Below are 18,765 nucleotides of genomic sequence, written 5' to 3' on the forward strand. Positions count from 1 at the left end.
ATGGACGACAACACCCTTTCCCTGTTCGCCGGCATCGGCGCCCTGCTGCTGCTCGCCAGCGTGATCGGCCGCCTGCTCAAATGGCGCGCCGGCCCGGCCCCGCACGCGGTGATCGACAACCTCAACGCCCGCATCAACGCCTGGTGGGTGATGGTGCTGGTGATCGGCATCGCCTTCCTGTTCGGCAAATACGGCGTGATCGTGCTGTTCTACGGCGTATCGTTCTACGCCCTGCGCGAGTTCATGACCCTCACCCCGACCCGGCGCAGTGACTACCCGGCACTGGTGGCGGCGTTCTATGTGGCACTGCCGGTGCAGTACGTGCTGATCGCCATGGACTGGTACGGCCTGTTCAGCATCTTCATCCCGGTGTACCTGTTCCTGTTGCTGCCGATCCTGGCCAGCTTCGGCGGCGACACCACGCGCTTTCTCGAACGCGCCTCGAAGGTGCAGTGGGGGCTGATGATCGCGGTGTACTGCGTGTCGTCGGTGCCGGCACTGATGACCCTCGACATCCCCGGCTACGAGGGCCGCAACCTGCTGCTGATCGCCTGGCTGATCCTGGTGGTGCAGATCAGCGACGTGCTGCAGTACGTGTGCGGCAAGCTGTTCGGCAAGCACAAGGTGGCGCCCAACCTGTCGCCGTCCAAGACCGTCGAAGGCCTGGCCGGCGGCGTGGCCTTGGCCACCCTGATCGGCGCGCTGCTGTGCTGGATCACCCCGTTCACCTTCTGGCAGGCCGCGCTGATGGCGTTGGCGGTGAACGCCATGGGCTTCTTCGGCGGGCTGGTGATGTCGGCGATCAAGCGCGACCGTGGGGTGAAGGACTGGGGGCACATGATCGAAGGCCACGGCGGCATGCTCGACCGCATGGATTCGGTGTGCTTTGCCGCGCCGGTGTTCTTCCACTTTGTGCGGTATTGGTGGGCGTAGAACGTGTTCGCCTTGAACTTTCTAGTACCCGTAAGATCTAGCGCCGCCCGCGCGGCGCTCGGCCTCACAGGCAATAGAAAACTAAAGGCGAGCACTCAGCGGACTGATCGGATGGCAAAGTAAGCACATGCCTTCTGACACGTAAGAAATCAGCAAGTACCATCGGGCACCTATACCCCCCAGGGGTATCCGTATCGCCATAGCTTGGCCGGTCTGCTACTTGAGGTACGACCGCAGCAACGTCGCCACCTTGTCCGCCTCGTCCTGCCGCTCCTCGGCACTTAGCCCGTCCGCCACCAGGTGTTCGCGGATATGCCCTTCCATCACTTCGGCCATCAGCCCGTTCACCGCGCCGCGCACGGCGGCGATCTGCTGCAGGATCGCCAGGCAGTCCTTGTCCTGCTCCAGCGCTGTCTCCAGGGCAGCGGCCTGGCCTTTGATCTTGCGCACCCGGGTCAGCAGTTGCTTCTTGCTCTTCAGGGTATGTGCCATTGGGTTCCACACCATGCTAGGTATACTGGGGTATAGTATATTTCTCGATGTTCCGGGAGCATGATAAACCATGGCGACACAAACCTCAGACCGCTGGCAGCACAGCCACCAGTTCCATACCAGCAACCTGGGCGCCGAGCGCAAGACGCGCCTGGCGGTGTGGCTGACCGCGGTGATGATGGTGGCGGAAATTACCGGGGGCTGGTTCTTCAATTCCATGGCGTTGCTGGCCGACGGCTGGCACATGAGCTCCCATGCCCTGGCCCTGGGCCTGTCGCTGCTGGCCTATGCCGCCGCGCGGCGTTATGCCGGCGACCGGCGCTTTGCCTTCGGCACCTGGAAAATCGAGATTCTCGGCGGCTACTCCAGCGCCCTGCTGTTGCTGGGCGTGGCCGGGCTGATGGCCTTCCAGTCGGTGGAGCGCCTGCTGGCACCAGGGCCGATCCATTATGACGAGGCAATTTTCATCGCCACCGTGGGCCTGGCCGTCAACCTGGTTTGCGCCTGGCTGCTGCGTGACGACCATCACCATCACGATCATCACCACCATGGCCACGACCATCACCATGACCACGGCCACCATCACCACGACCTGAACCTGCGCTCGGCCTACCTGCATGTAATGGCCGACGCCGCCACCTCGGTGCTGGCGATTGTCGCCCTGCTGGCCGGCAAGTACTGGGGCGCCGGCTGGCTCGACCCGGTCATGGGCCTGGTCGGTGCGCTGCTGGTGGCGCTATGGGCCCGCGGGCTGCTGCGCGATACCGGGCGGGTGCTGCTGGATGCGGAGATGGACGCGCCGGTTGTGGAAGAAATCCGTGGGGTGGTCGCGCAGCTGCCGGTGCCGGCCAGCATCACCGACCTGCACGTGTGGCGCGTGGGCAAGGACCAGTACGCCTGCATTCTCGGCCTGGCCGCCCGGGCCGAATTCAGCGCCGACAGCGTGCGCATGGCCCTGGGCGTACACGAAGAACTGGCGCACATCACCGTCGAGGTCAACCGCCTGGCATAGCGCGACCAGACAGCTGGACGTCGAGCCCAGGCAACTGCGGCTCGGCCGATGGCCCTATGGTGACGAGTCATTCAGCCAGTCACCAGGAGTTGTGCCATGTCCGATTTCATCACCGTCCTGCGCGAAACCTGCCCGACGCCGGTCGTGGACGCCACCAAGTGGAAGCGCATCGGCGGCGATCCGCACACCGTCAACCTCAATGCCTACCTGTCGGCCGACGGCAGCAAGATCATGGGCACCTGGATCTGCACCCCGGGCAAGTTCGAGGTCAACTACGAGAAGTGGGAGTTCTGCCACTTCCTCGATGGCTACTGCATCATCACTCCGGAAGGCGAAGAGCCGAAGCACCTGAAAGCGGGTGATGTGTTCGTGATCGAACCGGGGATGAAAGGCACCTGGGAAGTGGTCGAGACCGTGCGCAAGTACTTTGTCTTTGCCTGATTCCACAAACCACACATAGCCCTGTAGGAGCAGCCTTGTGCTGCGAAGAGGCCTGCCCCGGCTCAGCACTTGTGTTGCCGTGACTGGCCTCTTCGCAGCACAAGGCTGCTCCTACAAACTGATCCAGGCCTGGCACTCGGGCAAAAAAAATCGCGGATCAGACGCCCTTCCCTCTGGTGCGCAGTTACAGAGGGAAGGCCGCCTGGCCCGCGATGAAGCCCACCTCTTGCGTCAATCCTTCTTGCGATAACCCTCGACGATCGCCGAGAAGTCCTTGCCACCCTCGCCGCGCAGGCTCATGGCCTGGTACAGCTGCTGGGCCACGGCACCCAGGATCACCGGTTGATGTGCCTGCCGTGCTGCCTCGGTGGCCAGCCCCAGGTCCTTGAGCATCAGCTCGGCGCCAAAGCCACCGGTATAGCCACGCGATGCCGGTGCAGTCTCGATGATGCCCGGCCACGGGTTGTAGGTGTCCGAACTCCAGCAACGCCCGGTAGAACTATTGATGATGCCGGCCAGCACCTTGGTGTCGATGCCCAGCGCGTTGCCCAGGGCCATGGCCTCGGACACGCCGATCATCGAGATGCCCAGCAGCAGGTTGTTGCAGATCTTGGCGATCTGCCCGGTGCCGACTTCACCGCAGTGCACGATGTTGCGGCCCATCTGCTCCAGTACCGGCTTGAGGGTGGCGAACAGCTCGGCGCTGGCACCGACCATGAAGGTCAGGGTGCCTGCCGCCGCGCCGCCGGTGCCACCGGACACCGGCGCATCGCCCATGTCCACGCCCTTGGCCGCTGCGGCCTTGGACACATCACGCGCCGTCTGCGGGTCGATGGTGCTGCAATCCACGGTCGGTGTGCCTGGGCGAATACCCGCCAACACACCGTCTTCGTTCAGGTACACGCTGCGCACATGGGCAGCAGCCGGCAGCATGGTGATCACCAGCTCGCTGTTGGCCGCCGCGTCCTTGGGCGACGGGCTGACCTGCCCGCCCAGTTCTGCCAGCTCGGCCAGCACGGCCTTGTTCAGGTCGAACAGGTTCAGTTGGTGCCCGGCCTTGATCAGGTTGCGGGCCATGGGTGCGCCCATGTTGCCCAGGCCAATGAATGCGATACGCATGACTCTCTCCTTAGCGCAGGCTGATGGTGGTGTTCACACCATCGTTGACACTGTCGTCATCGAACCAGCGGGCGGTGACGGTCTTGGTCTGAGTGTAGAACTGCACCACTTGCTTGCCGTACGGGCCGAGGTCGCCGAGCTTGGAGCCACGCGAGCCGGTGAAGCTGAAGAACGGTACCGGTACCGGGATCGGGATGTTGATACCGACCTGGCCGACGTCGATTTCGCTCTGGAACTTACGCGCTGCCGCGCCGCTCTGGGTGAACAGGCCGGTACCGTTACCGAACGGGTTGGCATTGACCAGGGCAATGGCCTCGTCGAGGGTGTCGACCTCCAGGGTCACCAGCACCGGGCCGAAGATTTCCTGGGTGTAAACCTGCATGTCGGTCTTCACGCCCGAGAACAGGGTCGGGCCGACGAAATTGCCTTGCTCGTAACCAGGCACCTTGACGTCACGACCATCGAGTTCCAGCTTGGCGCCTTCCTTGATGCCGCTTTCGATCAGGCCCAGCACACGCTCCTTGGCGCGCTTGGAAACCACCGGGCCGACATCGGTACCTGGCTCGCAGCCGGCACTGACCTTGAGTTTGCTGGCCGCTTCCTTGATGTCCGGCAGCCATTCGCGGGCCTTGCCCACCAACACCGCCACCGAGGTGGCCATGCAGCGCTGGCCCGCCGCGCCGAAGGCGGCACCGACCAGGGCATTGACGGTTTGCGTGCGGTTGGCATCAGGCAGCACCACCGCGTGGTTCTTGGCGCCCATCATCGATTGCACGCGCTTGCCGTGCTGGCTGCCCAGGTTGTACACGTGGGTGCCCACTTCGGTGGAGCCGACGAAGGAAATCGCCTTGATGTCCTGGTGGGTGCAAATGGCATCCACCACCTGCTTGCCGCCGTGCACCACGTTGAGCACGCCAGCCGGTATGCCGGCTTCCAGCGCCAGTTCGACCAGCAGCATGGTCGACAGCGGGTCTTGCTCGGACGGTTTGAGCACGAAGGTGTTGCCGCAGACGATGGCCATCGGGAACATCCACAACGGGATCATCGCCGGGAAGTTGAACGGGGTGATGCCGGCGCACACGCCGATCGGCTGGCGCAGGGTGTAGGTGTCGACGCCGCCGGCAACGTTCTCGGCGAATTCGCCCATCTGCAGGGTGCCGATGGAGGCGGCGTGCTCGACCACTTCCAGGCCGCGGAAGATATCGCCTTCGGCGTCGGCCAGGGTCTTGCCCTGCTCGGCACTGAGGACCTGGGCGATGCGTTTGGTGTGTTCGCGGATCAGCGCCTGCAGCTTGAGCATGATGCGCATGCGCGCGCCGATCGGCGTGTTACGCCAGGTCTGGAAGGCGCGGTGGGCAGCGGCGACGGCTGCGTCGACTTCTTCGACGGTGGCGAACGGTACGCGCGCCAGCACTTCTTGGGTAGCCGGGTTGACGATGTCGCGCCATTCGGTGGTCTTGGACTCGACCCATTGGCCGTCGATCAGCAGCTTGACCTGCTCGATTTTGGTCTGGTTAGGGGATTGCGGTGCGTTCATCTGCGTTCTCCTTGGAATTATTGTCGGGACGAGATCGCCATTGCCGGGCAAACGCGAGGTGGCGTCCTGAGGCTTGTTTCGAGTATAGATGTGCAAACATCCAACAAGAACGCACAAAAAAACCGGATCATCATGCAAAAAGACCTCACATCCCTGAGCACACTCAACTGGGACGACCTGAAGTTCTTCCTTGAAGTGGCGCGTACCCGCAAGGCCAGCAGCGCCGCCAAGCGCCTGAGCGTGGACTACACCACCGTGTCGCGGCGCATCAGCTCGCTGGAGGGGGCACTGGGCACCTTGCTGTTCGAGAAATCCCGGACCAACGGCTTTGTCCTCACCGCCGAGGGCCAACGCCTGCTGGGCTATGCCGAGTCGATCGAGAGCACGCTGCACATGGCCTGCGAGCAGGTGTCCGGGTCGGGCGTGGCGTTGTCGGGGCACGTGCGCATGGGCTGCACCGAAGGCTTCGGCAGCTTCTTCGTCACCCCGCAGCTAAGCCACTTCGTCGATGCCTACCCGGCGATTTCGGTGGATATCCTGCCGCTGCCGCACTTCATCAGCCTGTCCAAGCGCGAGGCGGACATCGTCATTGCCCTGGAGCGGCCGGAACACGGCCCTTATGTGTGCTGCAAGCTGTGCGACTACCGCTTGCGGCTGTACGCGACCCAGGACTACCTGGACAACCACGCACCGATCCAGCAGATCGCGGACCTGGCCAGGCACCCGTTCATCAGTTACGTGGACGACCTGGCGTTCAGTTCGGAGCTGCTGTACCTGGCCAACCTGATCCCCAGCGCCAGCGCGCATTTGCGCAGTACCAGCGTGATTGCGCAGTACACGGCAGCGTTGCAGGGGCGTGGGCTGGCGATCTTGCCGTGCTTCCTGGCGGCGCAGGACCCGCGGCTGGTGACGGTGTTGCCGGAAGAGATCGAAGTGACGCGGCAGTTCTGGATGTATTGCCGGGAGGATTTGAGGAAGTTGAAACGGATTACCCTGTTGTGGGATTACATTCGCGGGGTGACGGAGGCGAATGCACCGTTGTTGATGGGAGAGACCCGGGAGATGCGGTTTGCTCAGGAATGAGGGGCTGCTCTGCAGCCCTTTCGCGACACAAGGCCGCTCCTACAAGGGACCGCGAATTCCGGGTAACGCAGAACCCCACAGGGGTATCTGATAGCCCGTAGGCTGCGGTCAATAGGAAGCCACCACAATGGACACGCGCCGGTTCTCGGTACGCCCGGCGCTGGTGCGGTTGTCCGCCACCGGCTGGCTACTGCCAAGGCCACGGGACTGGATGTTCTGCGCCTGCATGCCCACCTCGACCAGCGCCTTGGCCACGCTCTGCGCCCGGCGCTCGGACAACTGCTGGTTATACGCCGCCTTGCCCGACGCGTCGGCGTGCCCGTCCACCCGCACGCCCTGGATGCCAACGCCGAGCAGCGCCTTGCCAATACGCTCGACAATCGCCTGGCTCTGGCTGTTGAGGCTGTCCAGGTCGCTGCCGAACAGCACCTTGCCGGACAAATCGTAGGCCCAGCCTTCGTCGGTCGGGGTAAAGCCTTCACGCTTGAGCACGGCAATCTGTTCGGCGGTCAGGCCTTTGGGCGGATTGCTCTGGCAGCCGGTCAGCGCCAGCACGGCGAGCAACAAGGCCCAAAAGGGGAAACGCAAAACCTGTATCACGAGTTCAACTCCTGTTCTTGATTTCGCTGGCGGACCGTTCCGTCTGCGCCACTTGCCAATGGCCACGGCGTTTGCGCTTGGCCTGGTACATCGCCGCATCGGCAGCATTCAGAAGACTGCCGGGGTCAGCGCCGTCATCCGGGTAATAGGCAATACCGACACTCAACGAAGTGGCGATACTGCGGCCACTGTCCAGCTGCACCGGCAACTTCATGCTGGCAACGATCTTCTCGGCAATGTCCTCGGCGTCCTGGCGCGAATGCAAAGGCGTCAGCAGCACGGCGAACTCGTCACCCCCCAGGCGCGCCATCAGGTCGTGCTCGCGTAGCTGGGCGCGCACGCGGTCGGCCACACTGATCAGCACTTCGTCCCCCGCCGCATGGCCGAGGGTGTCGTTGATCTGCTTGAAGTGGTCGCTGTCGAGGAACAGCACCGCCAGATGATCCTGCTGCCGTTCGGCATTGCGCACGCTACGGTTCAGGCGTCCTTCGAAGAAGGCGCGGTTGGGCAGGCCGGTCAGGCTATCGTGGCTGGCCTGGTGAGCCAGGGTCTGGTTTTCGTTCTGCAGGTGGCTGTGCCACACCTCCAGCTCGTCCAGCAGGGCGTTGAAGTCATTGCCCAGTTCGTTGAGCTCGGCAATCGGCGCTTCCGGCACGCGCCGGTCGAAACTGCGCTCGCGACGGGCAGCGTGGGCGACACTGGCCAGGCCGCGCAGTGGGCGGACGATATCGCTGAGCAGACGCCGCGACAGGTATTGGGCGGCCAAGGCACTGAGCACCGTGCAGAACAGGATGCCAGCCAACCCACTGAGCAGGAACAGCAACAGGCTACGGCCCTGGCCGACCAGTTCGATGCGCCCGACCTGCTGGTGCTGGTGCGCGATCGGCAGGTTGACTGGCTTATCCAGCAAGGCGCTGGCAACCTGCGCCTCCAGCCGCGCGAGCACACCGGCATCGCTGCGCCGCCAATGTGCCAGTTGCTCGCCTTCGTTGTTGAAAACCCTGGCTTCGGCCACTTCCTCGGTACTGGCAATCAGCGCCAGCGATTCATTGGCCGCAGCGCTGTCGTCAAACACCACCGCCGCTTCCACGGTGTAGCTGATCGAGCGGGCGATCAGGTGCAGGTTGTCGTTGGCGTAGACGCGCAGGGCGAGCACACCCAGCAGGGTCAGGGAAATACCGGCCAGCCCCACGGCGAGCAAGGCGACGCTGAGGTGGCCACGGCCCAGCACCGAGCGCAGGGTTGGGCGCATGCCGCGCTTGCGGGTCGGTTTCATGGCTGCACCGCCCGGCGCCGCGACAATTGCAGCACGCTGGGGTGAATACGCACGCCGGAGCGTGCCACCGAGTCTAGGTTGACTTCAAAGGCAACCTGCTGGTCGCTGACCCGCAAGCAGAACAGGCTGCCGACCGTGCACGGGTCGTCTGCTTCGCTGATGCTCAGCACCGGGTGGCCACTGATGCGCTCGAATAGCCGGTCGCGCTGGCCCTGGTCAAGTTTGCCAATGTAGATAGCGTCGCAGGCCTGGGCGACCTGACTATCGTCTGCCAGCAGCCGCCGCACCTGCAGCGGTCGGCCGGACTCCTGCACATGGCCTTTGATCAGGTCATCGGCGTATTCGGTCGGGCCGACCAGGCACAGGCGCAACGGCGAGGGTTCGACGGGCCAGCGGGCATAGCTGAAGATGCCCAGCACCACCTGGGTGACGGCCTTGGCACGTTGCTGCGCCTGGGCGGCAGTCATGGCGGGGTCTGCCTGGGCCGGGCCCGCGGAAAGAAACAGGGCAGCCAGCAATAGCGAAAGCGCACAACTTGTCCCTCGCCTGGCGGCCACGTTCATTTGGGAAATCTCTTAAGGTCCTTTCCGATATCGGCGCAACGATAGCACAAGGCCGCTCCTACAGAGGACTGCCCAGAGTCAGACCTGCTCCAGCATCAACCCGGAAATACGCCGTACCTTGCGTGCGACCGCTTCTTCGAAAATACCCTGGCGAGGCTCGACCAGGCTGAAACAGTGCTTGGCGCGGGTGATGCCGGTGTATACCAGCTCCTTGGTCAGCACCGGGTTGAGCGCATCCGGCAGCACCAGCGCGGTGTGGCTGAACTCCGAGCCCTGGGACTTGTGCACGGTCATGGCGAATACCGTTTCCACTTCATTCAACCGGCTGGGCAAGACGAAGCGCACGCCGCCACTGCCGTCGTTACGCGGGAAGGCCACGCGTAGCAGGGGTTCGCCGCGCTCATCCGGCAGGCGCAGGGCGATGCCGATGTCGCCGTTCATCAGGCCCAGGCCGTAGTCGTTGCGGGTCACCAGCACCGGACGCCCTTCGTACCAGGGCTGCTGGCTGTCGATCAGTCCGGCGTTGTGCAGCACCCGCGTCACCCGCTCGTTGAGGCCTTCGACACCCCAGGCGCCCCGGCGTACCGCGCACAGCAGCTGGAAGTCCTCGAAGCTGTGCAGCACCTTGCCCGCCCACCGCTCCCACGCGGGGTCGTCAACGGCGGTATCGAGTGCCGGGCGGAAACGGCCAAGAGTACGCAAATAGTTGCGGTAACCCTGCGGGCCGTCGCTGCCGCGGTTGAGGCCGTCGAGCAACAGGCGGTCGAAGGCGCGGTCCTGCTCGTGCTTCAGGGCCAGGCTGTGCACGTCGGGCGGCGGCGTGGCCAGCAGGTTGCGCGCCGCATGGGAGTCCTGGCGGTTGACCAGTCGGGCCAACTGGCCAATACCGCTGCCTTCGCCGAAACGTCGCGAGAAGCGCAGCATCACCACCTGCTGGGCCAACGGGTTGCGCTGCTCATCGCCGGCCTTGAGACCACTGCCCGCCAGCGACTCGCCACCGATCTGTTCCAGCCATGCCTCAGTCGCCGGCGAGTAACAGCCCTCCTCGGCATCCCGGCACAGGTCGCCCAGTACCGCGCCGGCCTCGACCGAGGCCAACTGGTCCTTGTCACCCAGCAGCACCAGTCGTGCCCGTGGCGGCAGGGCATCGAGCAGGTTGGCCATCATTTCAAGGTCGATCATCGACGCTTCGTCGACCACCAGCACGTCCAACGGCAGCGGGTTGCCGGCATGGTGGCGGAAGTGACGCGAACCGGGGCGGCTACCAAGCAGGCGATGCACAGTGCTGACCTCGGTAGGAATCTGCCCGCGCACCTCGGCGCTGACCTGCAGGCGCTCGACCTGCTGGCCAATGGATTCGGTCAGGCGCGCGGCCGCCTTGCCGGTCGGCGCGGCCAGGCGAATGCGCAACGGCCTGCCCTGCTCCACCGCCGGCGCCTGCAGCAAGGCCAGCAGGCGCACCACGGTAGTTGTCTTACCCGTGCCGGGGCCGCCGGTGATGATGCTGAAGCCGGCCCGGGTGGCCAGGGCGCAGGCGAGCTTCTGCCAGTCCACCTGGCCAGCCGGCGCACCACCGTCGAACAGCTGCGTCAGGCGGCCAGGCAGGTCGGCCGGAGGCGCTTCGGCCTGGGTCAGGCGCTGGCGCAGCGTATGATCGATGCGCCGCTCGTAACTCCAGTAACGGCGCAGGTACAGGCGCTCACCGCTGAGCACCAGAGGCCTCGCTTGCTGGCCCGGGGTATCGCCGGCGGCCACCAGCGGGCTGCCAGCAATGCGCTGGCGCCAGGCGTGCAGGTCGAGGTTGGCCAGCAATTGCGAGGGCAGCAGCAAGGGGCCGGTCAAGGCGTCGCCTTCGGGCGGCAACGACAAGGCGAAGTCGGGCTCGGCCAGGGTTTGCTGCAGGTCGAGGCAGACATGGCCGTGGCCCAGTTGGTGGCTGGCCAGGGCGGCGGCCAGCAACAGCAGGGGGTCACTACCGGGAGCTCGCTCTTCCAGGAACGATACGAATGCACGGTCCAGGGCGCGCAGCCAGCCCCGTTCTACCCAGCGGTCGAGCAGTTGCAGCAGGTCGCTGCTGTCATGCTGTGGCGCCAGTGCGAGCAGGTGCTCAGCATGCAGCGGGGTGGGCAACAGGTCGACGAGGCTTCGGCTCATATCACGGCTCCGGCAAACAGGTCCTGCTGTGCCGGCGGGTGCTCACCACGGAACAGCGCATCGAGGCTTTCGATCAGCTCACGCGGTGGCTTGGCATGGTAAACGCCGTGGCCGCTACTGCTGGCTCCTCGCAGGAAGATGAACAGGGCACCGCCGACATGGCGGTCGTAGTCGTAGTCCGGCAGGCGGGCGCGCAACTGGCGGTGCAGGGCCAGCAGGTACAGCACGTACTGCAAGTCGTAGCGATGTTCGAGGATGGCCTTTTCCATGGCCTGGGCATCGTAGGCCTGGACGTCCGGGCCAAGCCAGTTGGACTTGTAGTCGGTCACGTAGTAACGCCCGTCCAGTTCGAAGGCCAGGTCGATGAAACCTTTGAACATGCCGTTGAGCACGGTCGGCTGCGCCGCCGGGCGTGCCAGGCCGAGGTGGGTGTGGCGCGCCACCAGGCGGTCGATTTGTTCGGCATCGACCTGGTGGCTGGCGAACCAGAACTCCATTTCGATCTGGTAGTGGCGCAACTGACCGAGCGTCACACTGAGATCTTTGCCCGGCAACGGCAGCGCTTCGCCCAGCAGGCGCTGCAGCCAGTGGGTCAGGGTGGGAATCCAGCCGGTCCAGTCACGACGGTTGCAGCGCTGGCCAACGGTTCGCTCGATCAGCTGTGCATTGCCGCTGACCTGTCTGAAACCCTCGCGGCCAACCCACTCCAGCAAGCCATGCAGGAAAGTCCCGGGGTTGGGCCCGCGCGGGAAGCGGTGGATATCGCCACTGTCTACCGGGACCTCGCGCAGCACCTGGGTATCGACCACTTCATCATCCAGTAACTGCTGGGCCTGGGAGCTGTCGGCACCGAGGGTCTGGTCGCCGACGCGCAGGGCACTGTACGAGGCGATCCACCAATGCTCGGCCCCCGCCGCACGGCGAGGCTTGCGGGCAGGCAGCAACTCGCGTTCGGCGTGCGGCATGCGATACACCTGTTCATCCGCCTGCGGCAGACCCGGGCAGCTGATGTGCGGGCAGGTCGCGGCCAAGGCCTGCAACCAGTCCGTCAGTTGCTGCGAGCCCGGCAAGGCGAGGCCGCCACCCAGCAGGTAGCCGAACGCCGAGCGGTGCAGTTGCGAGCTCTTCTGGTTGCCGCGCTTGAGGTCGGCGACACCCAGCCAACAGGCATGCTGGGCGCGGGTCAGCGCCACATAGAGCAGGCGTAGGTCTTCGGCCAGGCGCTCGTCGTCGGCGCGGTCGATCTGTTCCTGGTCCGGCGTGAGGGTGAGATGAGCGTTGCCCTGGCTGTCATGCCAGGCCAGCGGCAGGCGGCTGCCGTCCACCGGTTTGCTGGTGCAGATGAACGGCAGGTAGACCAACGGGTATTCCAGGCCCTTGGACTTGTGAATGGTCACCACTTTCACCAACTGCTCGTCACTCTCCAGACGCAGGATCTGCTCTTCACCGGCCTGGCCAGAACTGGCCAGGTGCTCGGCCAGATGGCGGATCAGCGCCTGTTCGCCGTCCAGTTCGCCAGCAGCCTGCTGCAGCAGCTCGGCCAGGTGCAGCAGGTTGGTCAGCACCCGCTCGCCATCGCTGCGACGGATCAGCGTGCGCGGCAGCTGGAAGTCATGCAGCAGGTGCCGCAGCATTGGCAGCACGCCCTGTCGCTGCCAGGTGTCGCGGTAACGACGAAAACGCATGACCCAGTCCTCCCAGACCCGCTCGTCCTGGTTCATGCGGTCCAGCGCAGCCAGTGACAGATCGAGGGTGAGGCTGGCCAGGGCGGCCTTGAGCAGGCGCTCCGAGTCGGGCTCGGCGCAGGCCTTGAGCCAGGCCAGCAGGTCGTGGGCTTCCTGGGCAGCGAATACCGAGTCCTTGTCGGACAGGTACACACTACGCACCTGGCGCGCGGCCAGTTCGGCGCGGATCATCTGCGCTTCATGGCCGTCGCGCACCAGGATGGCGATGTCCGATGGCAGGCAGGGGCGCAGTTCCCCCTCGGCACTCTGGAAACCTGCCGTGCCCTGCTGGCCACCATTTAGCAAGGCGACGATATGGCTGGCGCAACTGGCTGCGAGTTGCTGTCGGTAAACGCTGCCGGAGACCGGCTCTTCGCTTTCCAGATGCCAGCATTGCAAGGCTGCACAGACTTCACCGTCGATCAACAGCTGCTCGCCACGGCCTTTGGCGTGGACCTCGATGAACGGCAGCGGGTTGTCATCGGCCTCGCGGAACAGAAATGCACCGCGCCCTGCTTCACGCGCCTCTGCCTGCAGGAACACCTGGTTGACGGCAGCGACCATGGCCTTGCTGGAGCGGTAGTTGGTGTCCAGGCTATGCAGGCGACCACTCGTGGCACGCCGGGCGGCGAGGTAGGTGTAGATATCGGCGCCACGGAAGGCATAGATCGCCTGCTTGGGGTCGCCGATCATGAACAGGCCGGTTTCGGTGCGGTTTTCGCTGATCTGGTAGATGCGCTCGAAGATGCCGTACTGCACCGGGTCGGTGTCCTGGAACTCGTCGATCAACGCCACCGGGAACTGTTCTCGGATCAGGCTGGCCAGGCGCTCGCCAGCCTCACTGGCCAGGGCGTGCTGCAGGCGCAGAAGCATGTCGTCAAAGCCCATTTCCGCACGCCGGCGCTTCTCCACTTCGAAGCGTGCCGATACCCAGCTGGCGGCATGTTCGAGCAGGGGGGCGTCCGGGCTGTCCAGGGCCTGCAACTGTTGCGGCAAGCTCTGCATGGCATGGAGCGCCGGGTGCTCGGGTGGCTCTCCCTTCCAGGCTTCGGCCATGCCCGCCGGGGTTAGGCGCATGAAGCCGGTGCCCAGGTCGAGTTCCACCAGTTGTTCGTCTGCGGCCCAGGCGCAGAGCTTGTCGAACCAGGGCTCGAAGTAACGGGCCTGCATCTTGCGGCCGTCGACCTGTTTGGCGGCCAGCGCATCACGGCAGATCTGCCGCAATTCCTCGGCCCACTGCACCCAGGGCGCCTTGAGCCGAGCCAACTGCTCGTCGCGCTGCTGCAGCGATGCCTGGATCAGTGCCGCCGGCTCTGGCCCGTCCTGCTGAGCGCGCACGCGACCGAACAGCGGGCGAATCCGCGGCAGCAAGGCGTCGGGGCTGCCCCAGTGGCCGCGCACCCAGGCCAGCGCGTCGCCTTGCATGCCGTAGCAGAAGCGCCGCCAGTAGTCGCGCATGACCTGACCCAGCAGCTCGCTATGGTCGGTTTCCAGGGTCTGGGTGAACAGGCTGCCGCTGTCGAAAGCATGTTCGCGCAGCATGCGCTGGCACCAGCCGTGAATGGTCGAAACCGCAGCCTCGTCCATCCACTGCACGGCAATTTCCAGACGGCCGGCACAGCGTGGCCAGGCTTCTTCCGGGTAGTCGTCACGCAGTTGGTGCAGCAGCGGGTCGGCCGCCTCCAGCTCGCCACGGAAGAACCTCGCAGCTTCGGCCAAGCGGGCGCGGATACGTTCGCGCAGCTCTTTGGTGGCAGCGTCGGTGAAGGTCACCACGAGGATTTGCGGTGGCAGCAGCTCGCGGTCGAAGCCCTGCTCGCCCCCATGACCGAGGATCAGGCGCAGGTACAGCGCCGAAATGGTGAAGGTCTTGCCCGTGCCGGCGCTGGCCTCGATCAGCTGGCTGCCATGCAGGGGGAAACTCAGTGCCAGGGGACGGTCCTGGGTCATGCGCCTTTCTCCGGGTTGCCCAGGGTCTGCCACGGGGCGTTGAACAATGGACGGTACAAGGCTTCGCACCAGCCTTCGAAGGTTTCATCAGCGGTGAGTGCGGCAAAGTCGCGGAACTGGCGGGCCAGGGCGATGCTTTCACTGCGCTCGCCGAAGCTGGTGCGCCCGTCACCTTCGTAGGCGCGGGCTGCAGCAGCCAGGGCTTTGTCGCTATCGTCCTGGGCCAGCCAGGCGAACGCGGACTTGGCCGCGACCGGCAACGGCGCATTCATCGCCGCCTGACGGGCTACCAGCAGGTCGCCCAGCAGTTGCGCCGCCTGCGCTTGCGGCAGTGGCGCAAGCAACAAGGTCAGGTCGCTGGCTACCAGCGCGCTGTTATAGGGGTAGCCAGCCGCACAGGCCGCCAGGTGCGTGACCCAGGGCGCGATCAGGCGGTGCCACTTGAGGGCGTTACGCCCGGCGCTGATGGTGTTGGGTACGGTGGTGATGCTGAGCAGGCTCTGGTCATCTGCCTGGAACACCCGGCCCAGCCAGCCTTCGAGGCGGTGCGGGCCGTGCTCGAAGTGCACCGGCAATGCGCCCTCGACCGGCAGTGGCCAGCGTTGCAATAACTGGCGGTGGCGTTGTAGTAAGTCCGGCAGGGGCTCGATCAGCTCGCGCTGCAGCAGTTCGCCGAAACCGGCCAGCGGCAACACGCCACTGGCCTGCAAGCGCCGGGCCTGGGCCTGCAGGGCCTGTTCGGCATTGTCGGGGTCGACCAGCGCTGCACCGAGCAGGCTTTCACTGGCGCCGTAGCGTTGCAGGGTGTCGAGGACGAAGGGCTCTTCGTCCGGGGTTGGTGCTTCCAGTGCTTCGAAGTACACCTTCAGACGCTGGCTGAAGAAGTGCCGCACCGGCTGGCGAAGGAAATCACTCAACTGGGTCAGGCTCAAGGCCTCATCGGCATGATAAGGCGGCAGGCCGGGATCACCCTGCTCGTCTTCCTGGCAGTGATGGTGCAGTACCTGCCATTCGTGGGCAAAGCTGAACAGCGGGCTGTCCTTCTGGAAGTAGCGTAGGCTGAACGGTTGCAGCGGGTGTTCCTGGGTCAGTGCGTGCAGCAGTCGCTCGCCCGGCTCTGCTGGCTGCCCCTGCTCCGCGCCTTCCAGCTGCCAGCCGGCCGCAAGGTGATCGCGCAACTGGCCGATCAGCACCGAGGCCGGGCGTTCGCTGTTGTCGCGGATACTGCGCCCGACCCAGCTGACATACAGCTGGTCGCGTGCTGACAGCAGCGCTTCGAGCAGCAGGTAGCGGTCATCCTCCCGGCGCGAGCGGTCACCGGGGCGGTAGTCGCTGGCCATCAGGTCGAAGTCCAGCGGCTGCTGGGCGCGGGGGTAATCGCCGTCGTTCATGCCCAGCAGGCATACCACCCGAAACGGGATGGCGCGCATCGGCATGAGGGTGCAGAAGTTCACCGAACCGGCGAGGAAGCGCTGGGACAACTTGCCCTGGTCAAGACCAGACAGCCAGGCTTCGCGCACTACGGTCAACGGCAGTGGGTCTTGCAGGCCGACGGCCTCGCACACTTCAAGCCAGCTATCGCGCAGATCCTGCAACTGCATCAGCAGAAACTCGTCGCGCTCGCCCTCGGCCAGGAAAAACACCTGCAGCAGGGCATGCAGGCGCTCGCCCCACTGGCTTACAGTGGCAGGCTCGGACAAGGCCTGGCTGGCCACGTCGAGGGCGTCGAGCAAGGCGACCAGCGGGCCGATCAGTGCCGCATCCAGGCCACCGATTTCATCGTAGGGTTCGATGCCGTCACAGGCCTCACCCATGCCTACGGCATAACCCAGCAGCATGCGTCGCAGGCCGAACCGCCAGCTGTTCTGTTCAAGCCCTGCGGGCAAGCCCAGGCTGGCTCGCTGCTCGGCATTGAGGCCCCAGCGGATGCCGGCCCCCTCGATCCAGCGGTGCAGCGTAGGCAGATCGTTTTCGCGAATGCCAAAACGGGCGCGGACTGCCGGCACATCCAGCAGGTCGAGCACTTCGCTGACCGCGAAGCGGCTGTCCGGCAGCTTGAGCAGGTGTTCGAGGGCAATCAGCAAGGGTTCGCGGCCACGCTGGCCCTGGTCGGTCAGGGTGAACGGGATGTAGCGTGGGTCGTTGCGCTGCAACTGGCCGAATACGGCACGAATATGCGGCGCGTAGGTGTCGATGGCCGGCAGCATGACGATCACGTCACGTGGGCGCAGGGTAGGGTCGGCGCTGAACCGGGCCAACAACTGGTCGTGAAGGATCTCCACTTCGCGTTGCGGGCTGTGGGCGATGTGGAAGCGGATCGAGCGATCCTTCACCGGGTCGACTGGATGCCACCGCTCGCGGGTTTCTGCGAGCGGGCGCAGTTCGAGGATGTCATCCTGCAACTGGTTGAGCAGCGTGGTGGGCGAACCGTCACTGAACAGGTCGATGCGGCCCTCGCTGAACACGCCCTGATAACTGCCAGGGTCGTCGTAGCTGTCGAGCAGGTTGATGTAGTCGCGGCCTTGTTTGCCCCAGGCGGCCAGCAAGGGATGGGCATGCTGGTGCAGCGATTGGTCGTCCAGCTGCAGTGGCATGCCCTGCTTGCGTTGCTGGCGCTTGTACTGGTGGCGCAGCAGGTCCTTGTCGGCAACGATATCGGCCCAGTGGTGGCGACAGGGGTTGTGCACACACAGCAGCACCTGGCTGAAGCGTGCCAGGCCGGCCAACGCCTCAAGGGCCTGGGCTGGCAGCGAGGAAATGCCGAATACGATCACCCGGGCCGGCAGACCGGCAGGTGCCTGCTCCAGGCTGTTGATCCGTTCGATGAAGCGCTGATGGACCCCGGCGCGACTCTGTGCCATGCCCTGCTCGCCAACATCTTCCAGCAATGCGCGCCATAGCTCGGCCTGCCAGCGGTTGCCCGGCGGCAGCGCCTTGCGCTCGCCGCGGGCGGTGTTGAGGATGTGCTCGCCAGCGGCCCAATCCTTGAGCCAGTCGGCGCGGTAGACCTGATACTGGTCGAAAAGGTCGGCCAGTCGCTCAGCGAGTTGGTAGCGCTTGCGCAGGTCGCTGTCGTCGGTGAGAAAGCGCCGCAGCGGCTCGAAATGTGGGCGCTCGATCAGGGCCGGGAGCAGGCGCATCAGGCGCCAGGTCAGCGGTGCCTTGTCGAGCAGGGAGACTTCGGGAATTTCGTCACGGCCCAGCACGCTGCGGTACAGCTGCCACATGAAGCTGCCGGGCAGTTGCACGTCGATGGCTGCGGCGATGCCGCAGCCGCCCTGGTCATCCTCCTGAGGGTCTTCGGCGAGAGCCAGCTTGAGCCATTGGGCGATACCATTGCTCTGCACCAGGACGATTTCGTTTTCCAGCGGCGCCAAAGGGTAGCGACGCATCCAGCTCACCACCAGGCTGCGCAGATCGTCGAGGCGGTTGCCGTGAACGATCATGAAGCCGGGGTGGAGGTGGGTGGTGTTGGGCATCGGGAGGTCTCTGGCAGGCGCTGATGGCTGAGGGGGCACAATATCACGCGGATGCCCGAAAGGGCCGAGAGCCGTCCGGCTGACGCGATCGGTGTGGGAGCGGGCGGCGCGGTGAATGGCACCGGCTTTGCCGGTGTTCGCGGGTGAACCGGCTCCCACAGGGACCGCGTACGCCCGGAAGTTTTTGCGCCAGAAAGACAAAACCCCTACCTGCATGCGCAGATAGGGGTTTTGCGAAATGAATCTTGACGATGACCTACTCTCACATGGGGAAACCCCACACTACCATCGGCGATGCATCGTTTCACTACTGAGTTCGGGATGGGATCAGGTGGTTCCAATGCTCTATGGTCGTCAAGAAATTCTGTTGCCAGAAGGTCTGGGTAGACACTCCAGCGAATT

Annotated in this window: 13 protein-coding genes and 1 rRNA gene; 4 read left to right on the forward strand and 10 right to left on the reverse strand. The window is 64.8% G+C overall.

All coding sequences use genetic code 11. The features are described from left to right. On the forward strand, positions 1-933 hold the full coding sequence (locus CAY82_RS23025; protein WP_015271818.1) for a phosphatidate cytidylyltransferase: 933 nt from the start codon (positions 1-3) through the stop codon (positions 931-933). Positions 934-1,149: 216 nt separating this feature from the next. On the opposite strand, the gene CAY82_RS23030 is transcribed toward CAY82_RS23025, so the two are convergent. Further along, complete coding sequence (locus tag CAY82_RS23030) at positions 1,150-1,425, reverse strand: metal/formaldehyde-sensitive transcriptional repressor (protein WP_003258414.1); 276 nt, start codon at positions 1,423-1,425, stop codon at positions 1,150-1,152. Between the two features lie 70 nt (positions 1,426-1,495). On the opposite strand from CAY82_RS23030, the gene dmeF reads away from it, so the two are divergent. Then, on the forward strand, positions 1,496-2,437 hold the full coding sequence (gene dmeF, locus CAY82_RS23035; RefSeq protein ID WP_087503210.1) for a CDF family Co(II)/Ni(II) efflux transporter DmeF: 942 nt from the start codon (positions 1,496-1,498) through the stop codon (positions 2,435-2,437). Positions 2,438-2,533: 96 nt separating this feature from the next. Then, a complete protein-coding gene (locus tag CAY82_RS23040) occupies positions 2,534-2,878 on the forward strand; it encodes a cupin domain-containing protein (protein ID WP_003258412.1) in 345 nt (114 codons plus the stop codon). A 231-nt stretch (positions 2,879-3,109) separates the two neighbouring features. Here the strand turns inward: CAY82_RS23040 and mmsB are convergent, their stop codons facing one another. Together mmsB and CAY82_RS23050 are read right to left on the reverse strand one after the other, a co-directional pair. Beyond that, entirely contained in the window at positions 3,110-3,997 is an 888-nt protein-coding gene (mmsB, locus tag CAY82_RS23045) for a 3-hydroxyisobutyrate dehydrogenase (RefSeq protein ID WP_087503211.1), read from the reverse strand. Between the two features lie 10 nt (positions 3,998-4,007). Beyond that, positions 4,008-5,534: a CoA-acylating methylmalonate-semialdehyde dehydrogenase gene (locus CAY82_RS23050; protein WP_087503212.1), complete on the reverse strand. Its 1,527-nt coding sequence runs from the start codon at positions 5,532-5,534 to the stop codon at positions 4,008-4,010. A gap of 132 nt (positions 5,535-5,666) precedes the next feature. Here CAY82_RS23050 and CAY82_RS23055 point away from each other — a divergent pair, with 132 nt between their 5' ends. Beyond that, positions 5,667-6,617 (forward strand): LysR family transcriptional regulator, encoded by a 951-nt coding sequence (locus CAY82_RS23055; protein WP_087503213.1) that lies wholly within the window; start codon positions 5,667-5,669, stop codon positions 6,615-6,617. Between the two features lie 108 nt (positions 6,618-6,725). Here CAY82_RS23055 and CAY82_RS23060 read toward each other — a convergent pair whose 3' ends face one another. The 7 genes from CAY82_RS23060 to rrf form a co-directional block, all read right to left on the reverse strand. After that, positions 6,726-7,217, reverse strand: a complete 492-nt coding sequence (locus CAY82_RS23060) for an OmpA family protein (protein ID WP_087503214.1) — start codon at positions 7,215-7,217, stop codon at positions 6,726-6,728. A 4-nt stretch (positions 7,218-7,221) separates the two neighbouring features. Continuing rightward, positions 7,222-8,493 (reverse strand): diguanylate cyclase, encoded by a 1,272-nt coding sequence (locus CAY82_RS23065; RefSeq protein WP_087503215.1) that lies wholly within the window; start codon positions 8,491-8,493, stop codon positions 7,222-7,224. After that, a complete protein-coding gene (locus CAY82_RS23070; protein WP_087503216.1) occupies positions 8,490-9,056 on the reverse strand; it encodes a YfiR family protein in 567 nt (188 codons plus the stop codon). Before CAY82_RS23070 ends, CAY82_RS23065 begins: the two co-directional genes overlap by 4 nt. A 78-nt stretch (positions 9,057-9,134) precedes the next feature. Next, entirely contained in the window at positions 9,135-11,210 is a 2,076-nt protein-coding gene (gene recD / locus CAY82_RS23075) for an exodeoxyribonuclease V subunit alpha (RefSeq protein ID WP_087503217.1), read from the reverse strand. Continuing rightward, positions 11,207-14,884: an exodeoxyribonuclease V subunit beta gene (gene recB, locus CAY82_RS23080; protein ID WP_087503218.1), complete on the reverse strand. Its 3,678-nt coding sequence runs from the start codon at positions 14,882-14,884 to the stop codon at positions 11,207-11,209. Before recB ends, recD begins: the two co-directional genes overlap by 4 nt. Continuing rightward, on the reverse strand, positions 14,881-18,363 hold the full coding sequence (recC, locus tag CAY82_RS23085; RefSeq protein WP_087503219.1) for an exodeoxyribonuclease V subunit gamma: 3,483 nt from the start codon (positions 18,361-18,363) through the stop codon (positions 14,881-14,883). The genes recB and recC overlap by 4 nt, the downstream gene beginning before the upstream one ends. A gap of 243 nt (positions 18,364-18,606) precedes the next feature. After that, a 5S ribosomal RNA gene (gene rrf, locus CAY82_RS23090) occupies positions 18,607-18,722 on the reverse strand. Positions 18,723-18,765 lie beyond the last annotated feature (43 nt).

This window comes from Pseudomonas sp. SID14000 (genome assembly GCF_002165135.1).
GTDB lineage: Bacteria > Pseudomonadota > Gammaproteobacteria > Pseudomonadales > Pseudomonadaceae > Aquipseudomonas.